The sequence below is a fragment of the Microcella alkalica genome, from assembly GCF_014137945.1.
GTDB classification, from domain to species: domain Bacteria; phylum Actinomycetota; class Actinomycetes; order Actinomycetales; family Microbacteriaceae; genus Microcella; species Microcella alkalica.
This window is the reverse complement of record NZ_JACGWX010000003.1, coordinates 146,592-164,287: the sequence shown is the minus strand read 5'-3', so window position 1 is coordinate 164,287 and position 17,696 is coordinate 146,592. Positions and strand designations below refer to the sequence as shown.

The 17,696-nt window shown below is 71.6% G+C and carries 14 protein-coding genes, 1 tRNA gene and 1 pseudogene; 9 read left to right on the top strand and 7 right to left on the bottom strand.

What is annotated here, in order from left to right:
- Window positions 1-11: 11 nt before the first annotated feature.
- On the bottom strand, window positions 12-515 hold the full coding sequence (locus FHX53_RS07580; RefSeq protein WP_182490748.1) for a MarR family winged helix-turn-helix transcriptional regulator: 504 nt from the start codon (window positions 513-515) through the stop codon (window positions 12-14).
- A gap of 146 nt (window positions 516-661) precedes the next feature.
- On the opposite strand from FHX53_RS07580, the gene FHX53_RS07575 reads away from it, so the two are divergent.
- Window positions 662-733, top strand: a tRNA-Gln gene (locus FHX53_RS07575).
- On the opposite strand, the pseudogene FHX53_RS14165 reads toward FHX53_RS07575, so the two are convergent.
- The 4 genes and pseudogenes from FHX53_RS14165 to FHX53_RS07555 form a co-directional block, all read right to left on the bottom strand.
- A pseudogene (locus tag FHX53_RS14165) lies at window positions 703-1,011 on the bottom strand (transposase); the annotation flags it as partial. The gene FHX53_RS07575 and the pseudogene FHX53_RS14165 sit on opposite strands and share 31 nt — an antisense overlap.
- Before the next feature lie 210 nt (window positions 1,012-1,221).
- Window positions 1,222-2,388, bottom strand: a complete 1,167-nt coding sequence (locus FHX53_RS07565; RefSeq protein ID WP_182490747.1) for a Gfo/Idh/MocA family protein — start codon at window positions 2,386-2,388, stop codon at window positions 1,222-1,224.
- Between the two features lie 45 nt (window positions 2,389-2,433).
- The gene (locus FHX53_RS07560) at window positions 2,434-3,495 is read right to left on the bottom strand and encodes a Gfo/Idh/MocA family protein (protein ID WP_246335563.1); all 1,062 of its coding nucleotides are present in this window, start codon (window positions 3,493-3,495) and stop codon (window positions 2,434-2,436) included.
- A gap of 5 nt (window positions 3,496-3,500) precedes the next feature.
- Window positions 3,501-4,349, bottom strand: coding sequence for a sugar phosphate isomerase/epimerase family protein (locus FHX53_RS07555; protein WP_343050902.1), 849 nt, complete (start codon window positions 4,347-4,349; stop codon window positions 3,501-3,503).
- Between the two features lie 122 nt (window positions 4,350-4,471).
- Between FHX53_RS07555 and FHX53_RS07550 the strand changes: the two genes are divergently transcribed.
- From FHX53_RS07550 to FHX53_RS07525, 6 genes are all read left to right on the top strand, one after another.
- Window positions 4,472-6,208: a glycoside hydrolase family 3 protein gene (locus FHX53_RS07550; RefSeq protein WP_182490744.1), complete on the top strand. Its 1,737-nt coding sequence runs from the start codon at window positions 4,472-4,474 to the stop codon at window positions 6,206-6,208.
- Between the two features lie 70 nt (window positions 6,209-6,278).
- The gene (locus FHX53_RS07545; protein ID WP_246335562.1) at window positions 6,279-7,142 is read left to right on the top strand and encodes a sugar phosphate isomerase/epimerase family protein; all 864 of its coding nucleotides are present in this window, start codon (window positions 6,279-6,281) and stop codon (window positions 7,140-7,142) included.
- A 204-nt stretch (window positions 7,143-7,346) separates the two neighbouring features.
- Window positions 7,347-8,768 (top strand): L-serine ammonia-lyase, encoded by a 1,422-nt coding sequence (locus tag FHX53_RS07540; protein WP_343050900.1) that lies wholly within the window; start codon window positions 7,347-7,349, stop codon window positions 8,766-8,768.
- A 36-nt stretch (window positions 8,769-8,804) separates the two neighbouring features.
- A complete protein-coding gene (locus tag FHX53_RS07535; RefSeq protein WP_182490743.1) occupies window positions 8,805-9,206 on the top strand; it encodes an SRPBCC family protein in 402 nt (133 codons plus the stop codon).
- Window positions 9,203-10,630, top strand: coding sequence for a bifunctional UDP-N-acetylglucosamine diphosphorylase/glucosamine-1-phosphate N-acetyltransferase GlmU (gene glmU / locus FHX53_RS07530; protein ID WP_182490742.1), 1,428 nt, complete (start codon window positions 9,203-9,205; stop codon window positions 10,628-10,630). Before FHX53_RS07535 ends, glmU begins: the two co-directional genes overlap by 4 nt.
- A 73-nt stretch (window positions 10,631-10,703) precedes the next feature.
- On the top strand, window positions 10,704-11,681 hold the full coding sequence (locus FHX53_RS07525; RefSeq protein ID WP_182490741.1) for a ribose-phosphate diphosphokinase: 978 nt from the start codon (window positions 10,704-10,706) through the stop codon (window positions 11,679-11,681).
- A 153-nt stretch (window positions 11,682-11,834) separates the two neighbouring features.
- On the opposite strand, the gene FHX53_RS07520 is transcribed toward FHX53_RS07525, so the two are convergent.
- Window positions 11,835-13,196: a transaminase gene (locus FHX53_RS07520; protein WP_182490740.1), complete on the bottom strand. Its 1,362-nt coding sequence runs from the start codon at window positions 13,194-13,196 to the stop codon at window positions 11,835-11,837.
- Window positions 13,197-13,474: 278 nt separating this feature from the next.
- Window positions 13,475-13,849 carry a hypothetical protein gene (locus tag FHX53_RS07515; protein WP_182490739.1) on the bottom strand — a complete coding sequence of 125 codons (375 nt, stop codon included), beginning with the start codon at window positions 13,847-13,849 and terminating at the stop codon, window positions 13,475-13,477.
- A gap of 261 nt (window positions 13,850-14,110) precedes the next feature.
- On the opposite strand from FHX53_RS07515, the gene FHX53_RS07510 reads away from it, so the two are divergent.
- Window positions 14,111-15,535, top strand: a complete 1,425-nt coding sequence (locus FHX53_RS07510) for an APC family permease (protein WP_343050899.1) — start codon at window positions 14,111-14,113, stop codon at window positions 15,533-15,535.
- 54 nt (window positions 15,536-15,589) lie between these two features.
- Window positions 15,590-17,653, top strand: coding sequence for a CoA transferase (locus FHX53_RS07505; RefSeq protein ID WP_182490738.1), 2,064 nt, complete (start codon window positions 15,590-15,592; stop codon window positions 17,651-17,653).
- Window positions 17,654-17,696 lie beyond the last annotated feature (43 nt).

Below are 17,696 nucleotides of genomic sequence, written 5' to 3'. Positions count from 1 at the left end.
CGCTGAAGGTTCTAGATCGTCCCTTCGAAGTCGGCCCCGAGCGTCCGCAGCAGGCTCGCGAGCCGCTCCTGGTCGGCGCGGGTGAGGCCGCTGAGCAGCTCGCGCTCGGCGACGACGAGTTCGGCGATCGCGTGGTCGACGCGCTCGCGGCCCGACTCGGTCATCCGCACCAGGATGCCGCGGCCGTCGTTCGGGTCCGTCCGCCGTTCGACGAGACCGCGCGCGGTCAGCCGGTCGATGCGGTTGGTCATGGTTCCGCTCGAGACGAGGGTCTGGCGCAGCAGCGAGGTGGGGCTGAGCTCGTAGGGGGAGCCGGCGCGGCGCAGGGCCGCGAGCACGTCGAACTCCCAGCTCTCGAGCGCGGATGCCGCGAACGCCGCCTTCCGCGCCCGATCCAGGTGCTTGGCGACGCGGCCGAGCCGCGACAGCACGTGCAGCGGAGAGAAGTCGAGGTCGGGCCGCTCGCGCTGCCACGCGTCGACGATGCGGTCGACGTCATCAGCGGGGGCGGTCATGCGTTCATTATCGCGGGCACCTCATGTGCGCCGGTCGCGTCGCGTCTCGGTCGCCTGCCGACGGCGCCGGATGCTCGGCGCGCGCCCGCCGCCCGCGGGTCGCACGGGCTCGTCTGGCAGACTTGCCCCGCGCCCGTGTGGCGCGATCCGCCTTGGTGTAACGGCAGCACGACAGCCTTTGGAGCTGTTAGGCCCAGGTTCGAATCCTGGAGGCGGAGCTTGGAGCGATTCTGGTAACCGGGCGCGCCGAGTAATGGAAACCTCGAGAAGTGGCGGCCACGTCCCGGTGAACGGTGGGGTTTCTCGACCCGGCTTCCCACTCGTCGTGGTGCTCGACCAGCACGGCGCCAGCCAGTCGAAGCAGCGCGGCAGGATTCAGGAACACACCGACAACGTCGGTGCGGCGCTTGATCTCCTTGTTCACCCGCTCGAGGGGGTTGGTGGACCAGATCTGCCGCCAGTGCTTCTGCGGGAACCCGGTGAAGGCAAGCAGGTCGTCAGCCGAGAACTACACCACCCCAGGGGAGGCCAGCATTTCGGTACCGCCGACCGCGAGCCCGGAAGACCGATCGAGCTGTAGCCGTCATCATCGACGCAGTCTCCGCGGCGGGTCGCGCCAGGTGGCGTATGTGCCACGCATGGCACACACGCAAACGGCCCCGGCCGTCCCCGCGAGGGAGCAACCGGGGCCGCCGTGCAACTCCGACTACGCGCGCTCGGCGAACCTGCCCTCGCCGCGGATGCGCTCGTTGAGCATCCCCAGGAATTCGTCCTCGTCGAAGTCGAGCGAGACCTCGGCGCCCGTCCAGCTCGACAGGTGGATGGCGTTGGCGAGGCGGACGCCCTTCATTCCGTCGGAGCCGGGGGCGAGGAGCGGCGTGCCGGTGAGGATGTTCTGCGCGAAGTTCTCGAGCACGCCCGAGTGCTGCAGGCCCCATGGGGAGTCGAACTCGATGACCTCGGTCTCGTAGAGGTCGGCGGCGTTGAGCTGGCCCATGAAGAGCTTCATGACGTCGTCCATGGTCATCGAGTCGCTGAGCTCGCGCTCGGGCTTCTTCAGGCGCGTGACCGTCGCCGTCTTGCTGTTCTCGACGACGATCTTGCCCTGGTCGCCGAGGATCTCGAAGCGGTCGGTGCCCACGATGTCGTGCGTCGCCGTGACGAACACGCCCGTGACGCCGTTGCCGTAGTCGGCGACCGCGGTCACCTCGTCCTCGACGGCGATGTCGCGGCGGAAGCCGTAGGCGACCTTCGAGTAGACCGACTGCGGCACGCCGCATATCCACTGCCACAGGTCGAGCTGATGCGGAGCCTGGTTGACGAGCACGCCGCCGCCCTCGCCGCCCCACGTCGCACGCCACGCGCTCTGGTCGTAGTAGCCCTGCGGGCGCCACCAGTTGGTGATGATCCAGTTCGAGCGGCGGATCTCGCCGATCTCGCCGGCGTCGACGATCTCCTTCAGGCGGATGTAGAGCGGGTTGTTGCGCTGGTTGAACATGATGCCGAAGGTCAGCTCGGGCTTGCTCGCGGCGACGCGATTCAGCTCGGAGACCTGCTTCGTGTAGACGCCGGCCGGCTTCTCGACGAGCACGTGGATGTCGCGGTTGAGCGCCTCGATCGCCATCTCGGGGTGCAGGAAGTGCGGCACGCACGTGATGATCGCGTCGACGGTGCCGCTGGAGAGCATCGCGATGTAGTCGTCGAAGATCGCCGCCCCGGGGTAGAGGCCCGCGGCCTTCGTGCGCACGGCCTCGTCGGTGTCGGCGATCGCCGCGACGGTCATGCTCGGCACGAGGCCGTCCGCGATGAACTTGGCGTACATGCCGCCCTGGGCGCCGAGGCCGATGATGCCGAGTCGAACTGTCTCTGCCATGTGTCCTGTTCCTTCAGATTGCCGGTGGTGGTGTCAGCGGATGGGTCAGCGCGAGGGGAGCGCGCCGCGCTCCGGGTAGGTCTGGTCGTAGACCTTCTGGATGATCTCGAGGCTCGTCAGCGCCTCACGGCCGTCGATCCAGAAGGGGATGCTCGACTCGAGGCCGCGATAGAAGTCGGCGATGAGCAGCTCGTGCGACACGCCCCAGTACGAGCGCGCGCCCTCGGCGGCGCCCCGCTCCTCGACGACCTCCGTCGAGCCGTCGGCGCGCGTCACGGTGAGCGCACCGCGGATGCTGAGCGAGCCGCGCTCGAGCTCGACGTCGATCGTCACGGGCAGGTTCGTCGAGTGGGCGAGCGTCGCGTAGAGCACGCTGCGCGCACCGTTCTCGTGCACGAGCGCGACCTCGGCGGTGTCCTCCACCTCGATGACGTCGGCGAGCGCGCGCGTGGTCGCGTGGCCCTGAGCCTGAACGACCGGCCCGCCGAACCACTGCACGAGGTCGAGCGTGTGGATCGCCTGGTTCATGAGCAGCCCGCCGCCGCCCGTCGCCCACTGCCCGCGCCACGGGCGGTCGCGGTAGTAGCCGGGCGCGCGGTGCCAGAGCACGGTCGCCGCGATGCCGCGGATCGCGCCGAGCTCGCCCGAGTCGAGGATGGCCTTCGCAGCCTGCACGGGCGTGTTGTACCGGTTCTGGAAGCACACCCCGAGGGTGGCGGTGCTGGCCTCGGCGGCCGCGAGCAGGAGCGCAGCATCCGCCCTCGAATGCGCCAGCGGCTTCTCGAGCAGGACGTGGATGCCCCGCTCGAGCGCCGCGATCGCGACGCTCGCGTGCTCCTGGTGCGGAGTCGTGACGTGCACCGCGTCGAGCGGCATCGCGTCCGTCGATGCCGCGTCGAGCAGCTCGGCGACCGAGGCGAACCCGGGCACTCCCTGCTCGGCGACCGTGGCCGCGAGGCGCCCGGGGTCGGTGTCGCACACGGCGACGAGCGCGACGCCGTCGAGGCCGGTGAGCGCGTCGAAGTGCAGCGCCGAGATGTCGCCGCAGCCGATGACCGCGACGCGGAGCGGGCGGCGCGCACCCGTCTCCCCGGACGCCGCGGTCAAGCAGCTCATCGGGTGTCGACGCCGAGCTCGCGCAGCAGGTCGGCGAACGCGCGAGCGGCCTCGCCGAAGGCGGTCGGGCCCGAGAAGCCGCCGAGTTCGTGGGCGCTCGCGAGGTGCGGCTCGAGCGAGGCGAAGCCCGTGTATCCGTCGTCGCGCAGGGCCGTGAGGGTCTCGAGCAGCTGGCCGTCGCCGTGGCCCGCGGGCACGACTGCACCGGTCGCGGCGACGGCGTCTTTCACCTGCAGGTACTCCAGGTGCGGGCGCAGCATCGCGTATCCCTCATCGAAGGGGCGCACGCCGACCTGCACGAAGTTCGCGTTGTCCCACGCGAGGCGCAGGGCGCTCGAGCCGACCGACTCGACGATGTCGAGCACGCGCTCGGGCACGTCGCCGTAGACGCCCTTCTCGTTCTCGTGCACGAGCACGACGCCGGCCTTCTCGGCCTCCTCGGCGAGCAGGCGCATGCGCACCATGACGTCATCACGGATGCTCTCGACTGCGACGCCCTCGCCCCGGAAGAACGAGAAGATGCGGATGTACGGCGCCTGCAGCACGTCGGCGACGCGGATTATGCGGCGCAGGCGGGCGACCTCGAGCTCGGCGTCGAGCGTGACGTCGACCTTGCCGATGGGGGAGGCAACGGCCGAGACACTCATCTGCTGGTCGACGAGGAGCGCGCGCAGCTTCCCGAGTTGGTCGTTATCGAGGTCGACGACGTTCGTGCCCCACGCGCTGCGCACTTCGATGTGCTGGGCGCCGAGCGCCTTGAGCACGGCGACCTGCACGGCCGGGTCCGGATCGATCTCGTCGCCGAAGCCCGAGAGGGTCCAGGAGACAGGGTGCTGAGAGGCCACGTGGGTCACGCCTTCGTCGAATCGCGTCGTTGGGAGCGGCCGAGCGCGCTCGCGTCGGCGGCTTCACGATAGCCGCTTGGCAACCGATTGACAAGACGGGCGAAAAGGTGTGACATGGTCGCATGGTGAACCTTGCGGCGCAGCCCTTCCATCTCGACGACGAAGGCGTTCGCTGGGTGCACGAGACGATCGAATCCCTCACGATCGAGGAGAAGATCGGCCAGCTCTTCATCAACCTCAACACCCGCTTCGACCCGGAGTACCTCGACGGGATCCTCGACGGGTATCACGTGGGGGGCATCCGCTACATGGGCGCCGATTCGGCGACCGTGCAGGAGCACATCCGGTACGCGCAGAACCGCTCGAAGGTGCCGCTGCTCGTCGCCTCGAACCCCGAGATGGGCGGTTTCGGCAGCGCCGACGACGGCACGCTCGTGAGCACGCATCTGCAGGCCGGCTCGACCCCCGATAAGAGCGTCGCTCGCGCGATGGGGCGCGTCGCCGGTGTCGAGACCGCCGCGATGGGCTGCAACTGGGCCTTCGCGCCGATCGTGGATATCCACTACAACTGGCGCAACACGGTCATCAGCACCCGAGCTTTCGGCAGCGCCCCCGACGTCGTCATCGAGCGGGCCAAGGAGTACTTCGACGGCCTCAGCGAGTCGAACACCGTCGCGGCGATCAAGCACTTCCCCGGCGACGGCGTCGATGAGCGCGACCAGCACGTCGTCATGACCTACAACACGCAGACGGTGGAGGAGTGGGAGGCGTCGTTCGGGCGCGTGTTCCGCGAGATGATCGGCCACGGCGTGCAGTCCATCATGGTCGGGCACATCGGGGCTCCGGCACTGTCGCGCAGGTTCCGCCCGGGCATTCGCGATGAGCAGATTCTGCCCGCGAGCCTCGCTCCCGAGCTGCTGCAGGACCTGCTGCGCGGCGAGCTCGGCTTCAACGGCGTGATCCTCACCGACGCGTCGATGATGGTCGGCATGACGCAGGCGATGAAGCGCCGCGACCTCGTGCCCGCGGCGATCGCCGCCGGCTGCGACATGTTCCTGTTCTTCCGCAACGCCGACGAGGACTTCCAGTACATGCTCGAGGGCTACCGCTCTGGTGTCATCACCGAGGAGCGCCTGCAGGAGGCGCTCGAGCGCATCCTCGGCCTCAAGGCCTCGCTCGGCCTGCACCGTACTCCGCGGCACGAGCTCGTGCCGCCGCCCGAGGCGCTCACCGTCATCGGCAGCGAGGCGCACCACGCCGTCGCCGCCGAGATCGCCGACAAGACCGTCACGCTCGTGAAGGACACGCAGAGCACTCTGCCGCTGCGCCCCGAGACGCACAAGCGCATTCGCCTCTACGGCGTCTCGGGCGATGCCGACTTCACCGGTGTCGACCCGAACGGCTACCTCGCGATCGCGCAGGACGAGCTTGAGAGGGCCGGCTTCGAGGTGCACGTGTTCAAGAACGCGAAGCAGCGCATCGCCGAGGGCGAGGAGGGCGTGTACTTCCACACCGTGCTCGCCGACGAGGCCAACGGGCACTACGCCGAGCGGTTCGACGCCGCGGTCATCGTGGCGAACGTCGCGGGCTTCGCGCAGGAGGCGAGCATCCGCATCAAATGGTCGACGCCGATGGCGGCCGAGATCCCCTGGTACGTGACCGAGGTGCCGACCGTCTTCATCTCGCTCAACCAGCCCAACCACCTCATCGACGTGCCGATGGTGAAGACCGTCGTGCACGCCCACAACCCGAGCCGCGAGTCCATTCACGCGGCCGTGCAGAAGATCACGGGCGCCTCGCCGTTCCTCGGCACGTTCAACGACAACGTGTGGTGCGGCACCTTCGGCACGAACCTGTAGCCCTCGCACCTCGATCGGCGCGACACCACGGCGCCGCTCGGCCCCTCTCCACCCCATCTACGAAAGCAGGATGACCATGGCCAGAATCGGCGTGCAGGCAATGATGCTCAAGGACGAGTTCGCCGCGAATGGACCCTTCGAGACGCTGAAGAAAGTGCGCGAGATCGGCTACCGCGCGGTCGAGATCTCGCAGGTGCCGATGACCGCCGAGAACGTCGCCGAGCTGGCCCGCGCGCGCGACGAGCTCGGCATCGAGATCGCCGCGATCTCGGCCTCGCTCACCCCCGGCCCGACGGGCGGCGACTCGCTGCAGAACGACCTCGACAAGATCGTCGCCGACGCGAAGGCGCTCGGCACCGACATGGTGCGCATCGGCATGCTGCCCTTCGACGCGATGGCCTCGCTCGACAAGGTGGTCGCCTTCTGCGACGCGAGCAACGAGGCCGCCGCGAAGCTCGCCGAGCACGGCATCTCGCTCTACTACCACAACCACCACATCGAGTACATGAAGTACGACGGGCGCTACCTGCTCGACATCATCGCCGACCGGGCGCCGCTCATGGGCCTCGAGATCGACGTGCACTGGGTGCAGCGCGGTGGCCACGACCCGGTGCGCGACCTGCTAAAGTACAGCGACCGTGTCGCCATGGTGCACCTCAAGGACTACCGCATCGCCGCGCTGCCGCCGACGGCGTTCGAGGCGCTCGCCGCGGGCGACTTCCCGGCCTTCATGACCGCGTTCAACAGCGTCGTGCAGTTCGCCGAGGTCGGCGAGGGCAACCTCGACTTCCCGTCGATCGTCGAGACGAGCATCCAGATCGGCGCTCGCTACCTGCTCGTCGAGCAGGACGACCAGTACGGTCGCACACCGCTCGAGTGCCTGCAGACCTCGTACGATAACCTCGTCGCTATGGGGTTCGCCGAGCTGTTCTAATCACAACTCGCGGCCGCCCGGCGATGCGCCCCGGTGCGCACCTGCGCGGGGCCGTGCGCCCCCGAACGATCGGGGCCACAATAGAGACGCGGCTCGACGACGCCCGCACGAGGGGCGTCGCGCGCGCCGCCGACCCGCGCAGCGCGAGCAGAACGGGTCGCTCCACCCCTCGGCCGTGACCCGGCCCCACCGATCGGAGCCCCCGTGAGCATCCCCGTCGCGGTCAGCCTGCCGCTCGCCGAGCGCGAGTTCATCTCGGTGCACGACCTGTTCCGCGTCGGCATCGGCCCCTCGAGCTCGCACACGGTCGGCCCGCTCCGCGCCGCGAAGGCGTTCGTGAGCGCGCTCAGCGACGCCGAGCTCACCACGGTGAGCAGCGTCGAGTGCACGCTCTTCGGCTCGCTCGGCTCCACGGGCGTCGGCCACGGAACCCCCGACGCCGTGCTCGCCGGGCTCGCCGGTCACGAGGTCGAGCACGTCGTGCGCGACGACGTCGTCGCCGTCCGCGAGCGCGCCGACACCGAGGGGCGCCTCATGCTCGACGGCCGCCACGACATCGAGATCGACGCGGGCTGGCTGATCTTCGCGCCGCGCGAGCTCAAGCCGCGGCATCCGAACGCCCTCACTCTCATCGCCCGCGACAGCACCGGCGCGGTCGTCGCGGAGGAGACCTACTACTCGATCGGCGGAGGCTTCGTCGAGCAGGAGAGCGCGCCCGCCTCCGCGCGCGCCGGCGACGCGCACGACGCGACCCCGCGAGTCCCGTACCCGCACGACACCGCCGCCGAGCTCCTGCGCCTGTGCCGCGCGAACGGCCTCACGATCGCACAGCTCGCGCGGGCCAACGAGGAGGCGCTGCGCACCCCCGACGAGTCGAGCACCGCCCTGCGCCGCATCTGGCACGCCATGAACGCATGCATCGACGCCGGGCTCGAGACCCGCGGCACCCTGCCCGGCGGCCTCAACGTGCCGCGCCGCGCCGCCGCCATGGCCGGCCAGCTGCGCGACATCGACGCGGCCCACACGCGCGACTGCACCCTCGAGTGGCTGCAGGCTTACGCGATCGCCGTCAACGAGGAGAACGCCGCGGGCGGCCGCGTCGTCACCGCTCCGACGAACGGGGCGGCGGGCATCATCCCGGCCGTGCTGCGGTACGCGCTCGACGTTCTCCCGATCACCGATCGGGATGCCGCCGCCGAGGACTTCCTGCTCGTCGCGGGAGCCATGGGCGCCCTCATCAAGAACAACGCGAGCATCTCGGGCGCCGAGGCCGGCTGCCAGGGCGAGGTCGGCTCCGCCGCCTCGATGGCCGCCGCCGGCTTCACTCACCTGCTCGGCGGCAGCAACGAGCAGATCGAGAACGCCGCCGAGATCGCCATGGAGCACTCGCTCGGCCTCACGTGCGACCCCGTCGCAGGGCTGGTGCAGCTACCGTGCATCGAGCGCAACGCGATCGGCGCGGGCAAGGCCGTCGCAGCCGCGCGCATGGCCATGCACGGCGACGGCACGCACCTCATCAGCTTCGACACCGTCGTCGCGACCATGCGCCAGACGGGTGACGACATGTCGCGCAAGTACAAGGAGACGAGCGAGGGCGGCCTCGCTGTGAATTACGTGGAGTGCTGATCGCACCGTTCCGCCGTCGACCGACAGACTGACCCCATGTTCACAGCCCGGCACATCAGCGAGTCGATCGACCGTCCGCCCTCCGTCGTCATGGCCATCGCCCGCGACCCGCTGAGTCTGCCCGAGTGGGCAGCGGGGCTCGCCGACGGCATCCGCCGCGAGGGCGATGCGTGGATCGCGACCTCTCCGATGGGCGAGGTGCGGGTCGAGTTCCGCACCGACCTCGAGCGGGGCATCCTCGATCACGACGTCACGATGCCCGACGGCACCGTCGTCACCAACGCGATGCGCGTGCTGCCGAACGACGGCGGCAGCGAGGTCGTCTTCACGCTCTTCCAGCGCGACGGGATGTCCGACGCCGAATTCGACGCCGACGCGGCCGCCGTCGCGGCCGACCTGCGATCCCTGCGCGAGCTGTGCGAAAGAATGGCCGGATGACCGATCCGCAGCTCGCCGTCATCGTCCTCGCCGCCGGCCAGGGCACCCGCATGAAGTCGCGCACGCCGAAGGTGCTGCACCGGCTCGCGGGCGTTCCGCTCATCGGGCACGTGCTCGCGACGGCCCGCGCGCTCGACCCGGCCCACGTCGTCGCCGTCGTGCGGCACGAGCGCGACACGGTCGCCGCCGCGATCAGCGAGCTCGACGCCGACGCGCTCATCGCCGACCAGGACGAGATCCCCGGAACCGGCCGGGCCGTCGAAGCGGCGCTGGATGCCCTGCCCGCCGACTTCGCGGGCGACGTGCTCGTCGTCTCAGGCGACGTGCCCCTGCTCGACGCCGACACGCTCGCCCAGCTCATCGCCGAGCACCGGAGCCGCGCCGCGGCCGCGACCGTGCTGAGCGCCGTGCTCGACGACGCCACCGGGTACGGCCGCATCGTGCGCTCGACCACCGGCGACCTCGACCGCATCGTCGAGCAGAAGGACGCCACCGACGACGAGCGCGCCATCACCGAAGTCAACTCGGGCACCTACGTCTTCAGCGTCGCCCCGCTCCGCTCATCGCTCGCGCTCGTGTCGACCGACAATGCGGCGCAGGAGAAGTACCTCACCGACGTCATCGGCCTGCTGCGCGGCGACGGGCAGGGCGTCGCGGCGCTCCCCGCCGGCCAGTCGTGGCTCGTCGCCGGCGTCAACGACCGCGTGCAGCTCGCCGACGCGGCGCTGCGTCTCAACCAGATGATCGTGCGCGGCTGGCAGCTCGCGGGCGTCACGATCAGCGACCCCGCTTCGGTGTGGATCGACCGCACCGTCGCGCTCGCGGCCGACAGCGAGGTGCTGCCCGGCACGCAGCTGAAGGGCGCGACGACGATCGCGGCCGGAGCGGTCGTCGGCCCCGACTCGACGCTCACCGACACCGAGGTCGGGGCGGATGCGCGCGTCAGCCGCACCGACGCGACGCTCGCGGTGATCGGGGCCGGAGCATCCGTCGGGCCCTTCGCCTACCTGCGCCCCGGCACCGTCGTGGGCGAGAAGGGCAAGATCGGCACGTTCGTCGAGACGAAGAACACGACGCTCGGCGCCGGCAGCAAGGTGCCGCACCTGTCGTACATCGGCGACACGACCGTCGGCGAAGGCTCGAACATCGGCGCGGGCACCATCACGGCGAACTACGACGGGGTCGACAAGCACAGGACGGCGGTGGGTTCGCACGTTCGAACCGGCTCGCACAACGTCTTCGTCGCCCCCGTTAGGATTGGGGACGGAGCGTACTCCGGTGCCGGAACGGTCATCCGCAAGGATGTCGGGCCGGGCGAGCTCGCTGTGAACGTCGCTCCGCAGCGGAACCTCGCCGGCTGGGTGGAGAAGAACCGGCCGGGCACCGCGGCGGCCGAAGCGGCTGCCGCGGCAGCGGACGAGTAGCACCCTCACCCACGGCGCTCCAGCAGAACGACACCGATCGCAACGTCGCCGCGGCGGCAGAATCCGAGGACTCGTGGCCAGCATCAAGATCACCGGCCAGAAGCGCCTCGTCATCATCTCGGGGCGCGCCTACCCCGAGCTCGCCGAGCAGGTCGCGGCCGAGCTCGAGACCGAGGTCCTGCCCACCGACGCGCGCACCTTCGCCAACGGCGAGATCTATGCGCGCTTCGACGAGAGCGTCCGCGGCTGCGACGCCTTCGTCATCCAGTCGCACGCGCGCCCCATCAACGAGGCGCTCATGGAGCAGCTCATCATGGTCGACGCCCTCAAGCGCGCCTCGGCCAAGCGCATCACCGTCGTCGCGCCCTTCTACCCGTACTCGCGTCAGGACAAGAAGGGGCGCGGCCGCGAGCCGATCTCGGCCCGCCTCATCGCCGACCTGTTCAAGGCCGCCGGCGCCGACCGCATCATGAGCGTCGACCTGCACGCCGCGCAGATCCAGGGCTTCTTCGACGGGCCCGTCGACCACCTGTTCGCGATGCCCGTGCTGCTCGAGCACTTCCGCGCCAAGCTCGACCCCTCGACCCTCGCGGTCGTCTCGCCCGACATGGGCCGCGTGCGCGTCGCCGACATCTGGAGCGACAAGCTCGGGGCGCCCCTCGCGATCATCCACAAGCGCCGCGACCCGCTCGTGCCCAACCAGGTCTCGGTCCACGAGATCGTCGGCGACGTCTCGGGCAAGGTGTGCCTCCTCGTCGACGACATGATCGACACGGGCCGCACGATCGTGAAGGCCGCCGAGGCGCTCAAGAAGAACGGCGCCACCGGCGTCGTCGTCGCCGCGACCCACGCGATCTTCTCCGACCCCGCCTTCGACATCCTGCAGGCGGAGGCGATCGACCAGGTCGTCGTGACCGACACGCTGCCCATCCCGGAGGACAAGCGCTGGGATCGCCTGACCGTCCTGCCGATCGCCCCGCTGCTCGCGCGGGCCATCCACGAGGTGTTCGACGACGGGTCTGTCACGAGCATGTTCGACGGGGCCGCGTAACCCGGGTCGCAGCTCGCCCCGCTGCCCGCGCTGCCCGTGCTGCCCGTGGTTGAGCCCGAAAGTCGCAGTCAAGCCCGAAATTCTGGGCTCAACTGCGACTTTTCGACTCATTCGGCGCTGAGCCGACACCGACTCGGCGTGAGCCGCGGCGCGCTACGCGGCCACGAGCTCGCGGATGCACTCCTCGAACGCCGCGTGGTGCGCATCCACGTCTGCCCGGCTCGTCATGGGCGCCATGAGCGCCATGTTGTGGAACGGCGTGAGCATGATGCCGCGGTTGGCGAGGTACAGGTGGATCATGTCCTCGAGCTCGCCGTCGGCGGCCTCCGCCGCCTGCGTCCCGTTGAGCGGGTAGGGCCGCGCGAAGCGGTACTCGGCCCGCGCGCCGAGCTGGTTGATCGCCCACGGCAGCTCGTAGCGGTCGAAGAGCGCGTTGACCCCGTCGGTGAAGTACGTCGCCGTGTCGATCATGTGCGCGAAGGCCTCGTCGGTCAGCACGTGCTCGAGCGTCGCGCGCATGGCCGCGACCGAGACCGGGTTGCCGGCGAGGGTTCCGCCGACGCCGCCCATGTCGACGAGGTCGAGGTCGGTGCGGGCAAGGGCGCGCTCGGCGAACTCGGCGGATAGGCCGTAGGCCCCCGTCGGGATGCCCCCGCCGATCGCCTTGCCGATGACGACGAGGTCAGGCTCGATGTCGTAGGCGGTCGTCATTCCCCCGGGCCCGGCCGAGAAGGTGTGCGTCTCGTCGATGATGAGCAGCGCGTCGTACTTGCGGGTGAGCTCGCGCACGCCCTCGAGGTAGCCGGGCTCGGGCAGCACGATGCCGATGTTGGTGAGCGCGGGCTCGATGAGCACCGCGGCGACGTCGCCGTGCGCGAGGGCGCGCTCGAGGCCCGGCAGGTCGTTGTACTCGGCGGCGCGCGAGGTCTCCGTCACGGGCACGGGGGCGCCGACGTTGCCGGGGCGCGCCATGCTCTCGCCGTCGGGCCCGACGACGACGAGCGACTCGTCGACCGATCCGTGGTAGCAGTACGAGTGGAAGACGAGCTTGGGCTTCCCGGTGATCGCGCGCACGAGACGAATCGCCCAGCGATTCGCATCCGTCGCCGTCAGTGAGAAGCTCCAGCGGTCCATCGTGAAGCGGCGCGAGAGCTCGGCGCCGACCCACTCGGCGTCCTCCGTCGGCAGCATCGTCGTCAGGCCGCCGAGCTCGCCCATGCGTCGCGTGACCGCCTCGACGACGATGGGGTTCGAGTGCCCGGCCATCGACCCGGTGTCGCCGAGCGCGAAGTCGATGTACTCGTGCCCGTCGATGTCCCACACGCGATTGCCGTGCGCGCGGTCGAGGTAGATCGGGAAGCCGCCGGCCTTCTTGTTCATCCACGTCATGGGCACGCGGCCGAAGAGGTGCTCGGCGCGCTCGTAGGCGGCCTTCGACTTCGGGCGGGCGGCGGTGAACGCCTCCTGCTCACGGGCGTACATCTCGGCCAGGCGGGTGCGATCGATCGTGATCATGGGGTCCTCATTCGTTTCGTCGACGGTGCGAGCGCCGCCGGTCTCGGAGTCTCCGCGGGCAGGGCGCACCGGTTCCGCGCGGTGAATCGCATGAGGTGACCGGAAGCGATGAAAGCAACCACCGCTCCTCGACGGGTCGGGCCGCACCCGAGGGGGCGGCCGTTGCGAGCGCGGAACGCTCCCATCATCGCAAGGGGACGCCGATTCGCGAAAGAGCGAGGGCGGATGCTCGGCTCAAGCCGCGCCGGCTGCGCCGACCGGGAGGTCGCGGCGCCGGTTCAGCTGCCGCTGCGCGGCCGCAGGTCGGGCGCCCCCGGGATCACCCCGAGCACCGCCACGCGCACCTCGCCGGTGGGGGCGAGGGCGTAGCAGTTCCAGCCCGCGGTCTCGAGACTGGTGAGCTCGAAGGCGACGCGAGTGGGAGTCCGGACATCCGCGAGGGCGTCGACGGCGAGGCGGCACGCGGTGGCCGCGGTCGACTGGGCGAGCGCCCACGTCGCGAGGGCGCCCGGCACGACGAGCGAGAGGAGGGCGACGATGCTGATGATGCGCATGACGCGGGCGCGGCGCTCCCACGCGGGGGAGCGGCCGTCGGTGCCGTCTCCGTCGTCGGGCCAGTCGGCCTCTCGGAGCTCGCGGGGGTCGTCATCCATCACGGCCAGTCTCGCACGCGGGGTCGGGGGCGGGGTGTGCGGGGCATCGGCGGGCGGCGCCGCGGCTGGCGGTTTCACCAAGTGCAGGAAGCGGGCCCCGTCGGCACGGCGTGTCGCGGCGACACGCCGCAGAGTCGAGCGGCTCATCCTGCACTTGGTATCCAGCGCTGGGTGCCTGCCGGGCCGGCGTCCGCCGCGAGGCCTGAACGACGAACGCGGGAGTATCGCTCGCGCGTCACCCTCGCCCGATACTCTGCGCGCGTGACCTCCGACGCCGACCCGCCGCCGGACGAGCGCGGGCGCGCGCGCGGCAACGGCCCGACGGCGGGCCGCCCCGCCCTCTCGCGCAGCGTCGGGCTCGGCGGCGCGATCGGCATCGGGCTCGCGTCGATGATCGGGGCGGGAGCGTTCTACGTGTGGGCCCCCGCGGCGGCCGCGACCGGCGAGCTCCTGCTGCTCGCGCTGCTCATCGCGGCCCTCGTCGCGACGCTCAACGCGTTCAGTTCGGCGCAGCTCGCCATGGCTCACCCCACCTCGGGCGGCGCGTACGCCTTCGGTCGCCACTACGCCGGCCCGTGGATCGGGTTCAGCGCCGGCTGGCTATTCGTCGTCGGCAAGACCGCCTCCGCCGCGGCGATCGCGTCCGTCGCCGCCGCCTACCTGGGCACCGCGCTCGGGCTCGATGCACTCCAGACGCGCCTGCTCGCAGCCGCGCTCATCGCGATCTTCGCGGCGCTCAACATGTCGGGAGTCCGCACGACCGCGCGCGTCGCCATCACGATCGTGAGCATCGTCCTCGCCGGACTCGCGGCGTGGTTCACCGCCGTCGCCGTCGCGGGCCCACCGACGATCGGCTGGGTCGAGAATCTGGGCGGCCTCCCGGGGCAGGGGGAGGGCGCGGTGAGCGTCGCGATCGACCCGGCGGATGCCGCTCTCGAGCTCGCCCCCGTCACGGTCGCCCCGCCCGCGCCGGTGGGCCCGGCGGGAATCCTCCAGGCCGCTGCCCTGCTCTTCTTCGCCTTCGCCGGATACGCGCGCATGGCGACCCTCGGCGAAGAGGTGCGGGAGCCGCGGCGCACGCTGCCCCGCGCGATCCTCATCGCCCTCGCCGTCGTGCTCGCGCTCTACGCGGCCCTCGCGCTCGTGCTCGTCGACCGGCTCGGGGTCGAGGCGCTCGCCGCGAGCACCTCCCCGCTCGCCGATGCGATCGACCCGCGCTGGGCGCTGCCGATCGCGCTGCTCGCGGCGCTCGCGTGCCTCGGATCCCTCGCGGGCATCCTCGCCGGGCTCAGCCGCACGAGCCTCGCGATGGCGCGCGAGCGCGACCTGCCCGGGCCGCTCGTGCGCATCTCGACCCGCACGGGCGCGCCCGTCGTCTCGGAGGCGCTCATCGCCCTCATCGCGATCGGCATCGCGCTGCTGCTGCAGCCCGCGCAGCTCGTCGCCGCCTCGAGCGCCGCCGTGCTCGTCTACTACGCGATCGCGCATCTCTCGGCGCTCCGGCAGCCGGCGGCCGAGCGGTGGCAGCCGCGACTCGTCGCCGGCGCCGGGCTCGCGGGGTGCCTCGTGCTCGTCGTCTCGTTGCCGGCGGCGTCGCTCATCGGCACGGCGGGCATCCTCGCAATCGGGCTGGGCGCGCGAACGGTCGCGCTGCGGGCGCGGGCGCGGCCGAGCGCCGGCGCCTGACCGTCCGCTCGACGGGCCTGCTCGGCCGCGCGGCGACTGGGGCAGACTGAGCGGGTGACCCGACACGCGACTACTCGCGCACCCGGCGACCCGCACGGCACCCCGACCGCCGACTCCCGAGCTCTCGAACTCGCCGCCGCGGCGCTCGCCGCGAGTGCGGGCGTCTCCGGCGCCGTGACGTTCCGCGATGCGCCGCACCTGGGCGGCGCCTACCCCGTCGGCGCGTTCGCGGCGGCGGCCGTCGCGACGACCGCGCTCGCGCTCGCCGACCTCGTCGAGCACGACGGCCCGGTGACGGTCGACGCGGCGCTCGCGGGCGCGTGGTTCCGCGCCGCCGTGCGCCCGAGGGTCGAGCAGCCGAGCCCGTGGGATGCGCTGACCGGCGACTACCGCGCGGCCGACGGCTGGATACGCCTTCACATGAACGCGCCCCGCCACCGCGCCGCCGCCCTCGGCGTGCTCGGGCTCGCTCCCGCCACCGCGCCCGCCGACCTGTCCGGTACCGATGACGCCGACCCCGACCCCGCCTTCGCCCTCGACCGTGAGACCGTGGCCCGCGCGGTCGCCCCGTTCGGCTGCGACGCCCTCGAGACCGCGGTCGTGGAGGCGGGCGGGGCGGCCGCGCGCGTGCGATCCGTCGCGGAGTGGGCCGAGCATCCCCAGGGCCTCGCCGTGTCGGAAGAACCGCTCATCGCCGTCGAGACGATGGGTCCTGCCCGGCCCGACCAGCCGTTCCCGATCGGCACGCCCGAGCGGCCGCTCCTCGGCGTGCGCGTGCTCGACCTGACGCGCGTGCTCGCCGGCCCCGTCGCGACGCGCGCGCTCGCGATGCTCGGCGCCGACGTGCTGCGCATCGACCCGCCCGGGTGGGCCGAACCTGCCGTCGAGCCCGACATGACGCTCGGCAAGCGCTGCGCCCGCGTCGACGCGCACACCCTCGAGGGCCGCAGCGAGCTCGTCGCGCTCGTCGCCGAGTCCGACGTGCTCGTGCACGGCTACCGGCCGGGAGCGCTCGCCGGGCTCGGGCTCGACGACGAGACGCTGCGCGCGATCCGCCCCGGGCTCGTCGAGGTGCAGCTCGACGCGTGGGGCTACTCGGGACCGTGGGCGGGCCGGCGCGGGTTCGACTCGCTCGTCCAGCTCGCCACCGGCATCGCCGACCCCGCGAGCGCGAGCGTCGCGGCCCCCGCGCCGCCAGAGGGGGATGCGGGACGCGCATCCGACGCCCCGATCGCTCTTCCCGTCCAGGCCCTCGATCACGCCACCGGGTGGCTCGCGGCGACCGCCTCGCTGCGCGCTGTCGCGCACGCACGCCGCACGGGGGAGGGGTCGCGCAGTCGCGTGTCGCTCGCCCGCACGGCGCTCGAGCTCGAGCGGCTGCGCGACGCGGTCGGCCCCGCGGAGCGGCGCCCTGAGCCGCGCGTGCCCTCGACGCCGCTCGACACCCCGTGGGGGCTCGCCGACGTGCTCGCCTCGCCGCTCGAGGTCGGGGGAGTCCGCCTGCACACCCTCCACCCGCCGCGCCACCTCGGCGCGGACGAGCCGCACTGGCTCGTCGATGAGCGGCACGACGAGGCCGAGACCGAGCGGGTCGCGCCCCGCGCGCCCCGCCCCGTGATCATGCAGCCGACGCGCGCCATCGTCTGGGCCATCCTGAGCGGAGCGCTCGTGTGGGCGAGCCAAGGCCTCATGGAGACCCTCGGTGCAGCCCTGCTCGCGCAGCCCGACATCGGCGCCCGCTGGTGGACGAACCCGGGCTGGGCGGTCGGCTCCGCGGCTCAGGCCGTCGTTCTCGCCGTCGGGTGGATCACCCTGTCGCGCCGCCTCGCGGTCGGGCCGACGCTCGCCGTCACGAGCGCGCTCGGACTCGTCGCGCACACGATCGGCGCGACGCTCGTCTACACGGGGTCTCTGCCGGCCTCCGGCGAGGATGCCTGGAACCTCGGCAGCGGTCTCGCGCTCGCCCTCGCCGTCTCCGGCGCCGCGCTCGTGCAGCTCGCGCTGCCGGTGCTGCTCGCGCTCACCCGCCCGTTCCTCGGGCGCGCGTCGGCGCGATCGCGCGCGGTCGACCCGCGCTACGCGCGCCGCGGTCGAGCCGGGGGCCACCGGGCTCGCTGACGAGTTGATCGTCGGGCTTCTGGCAGTACCCCGCCCGCAAACG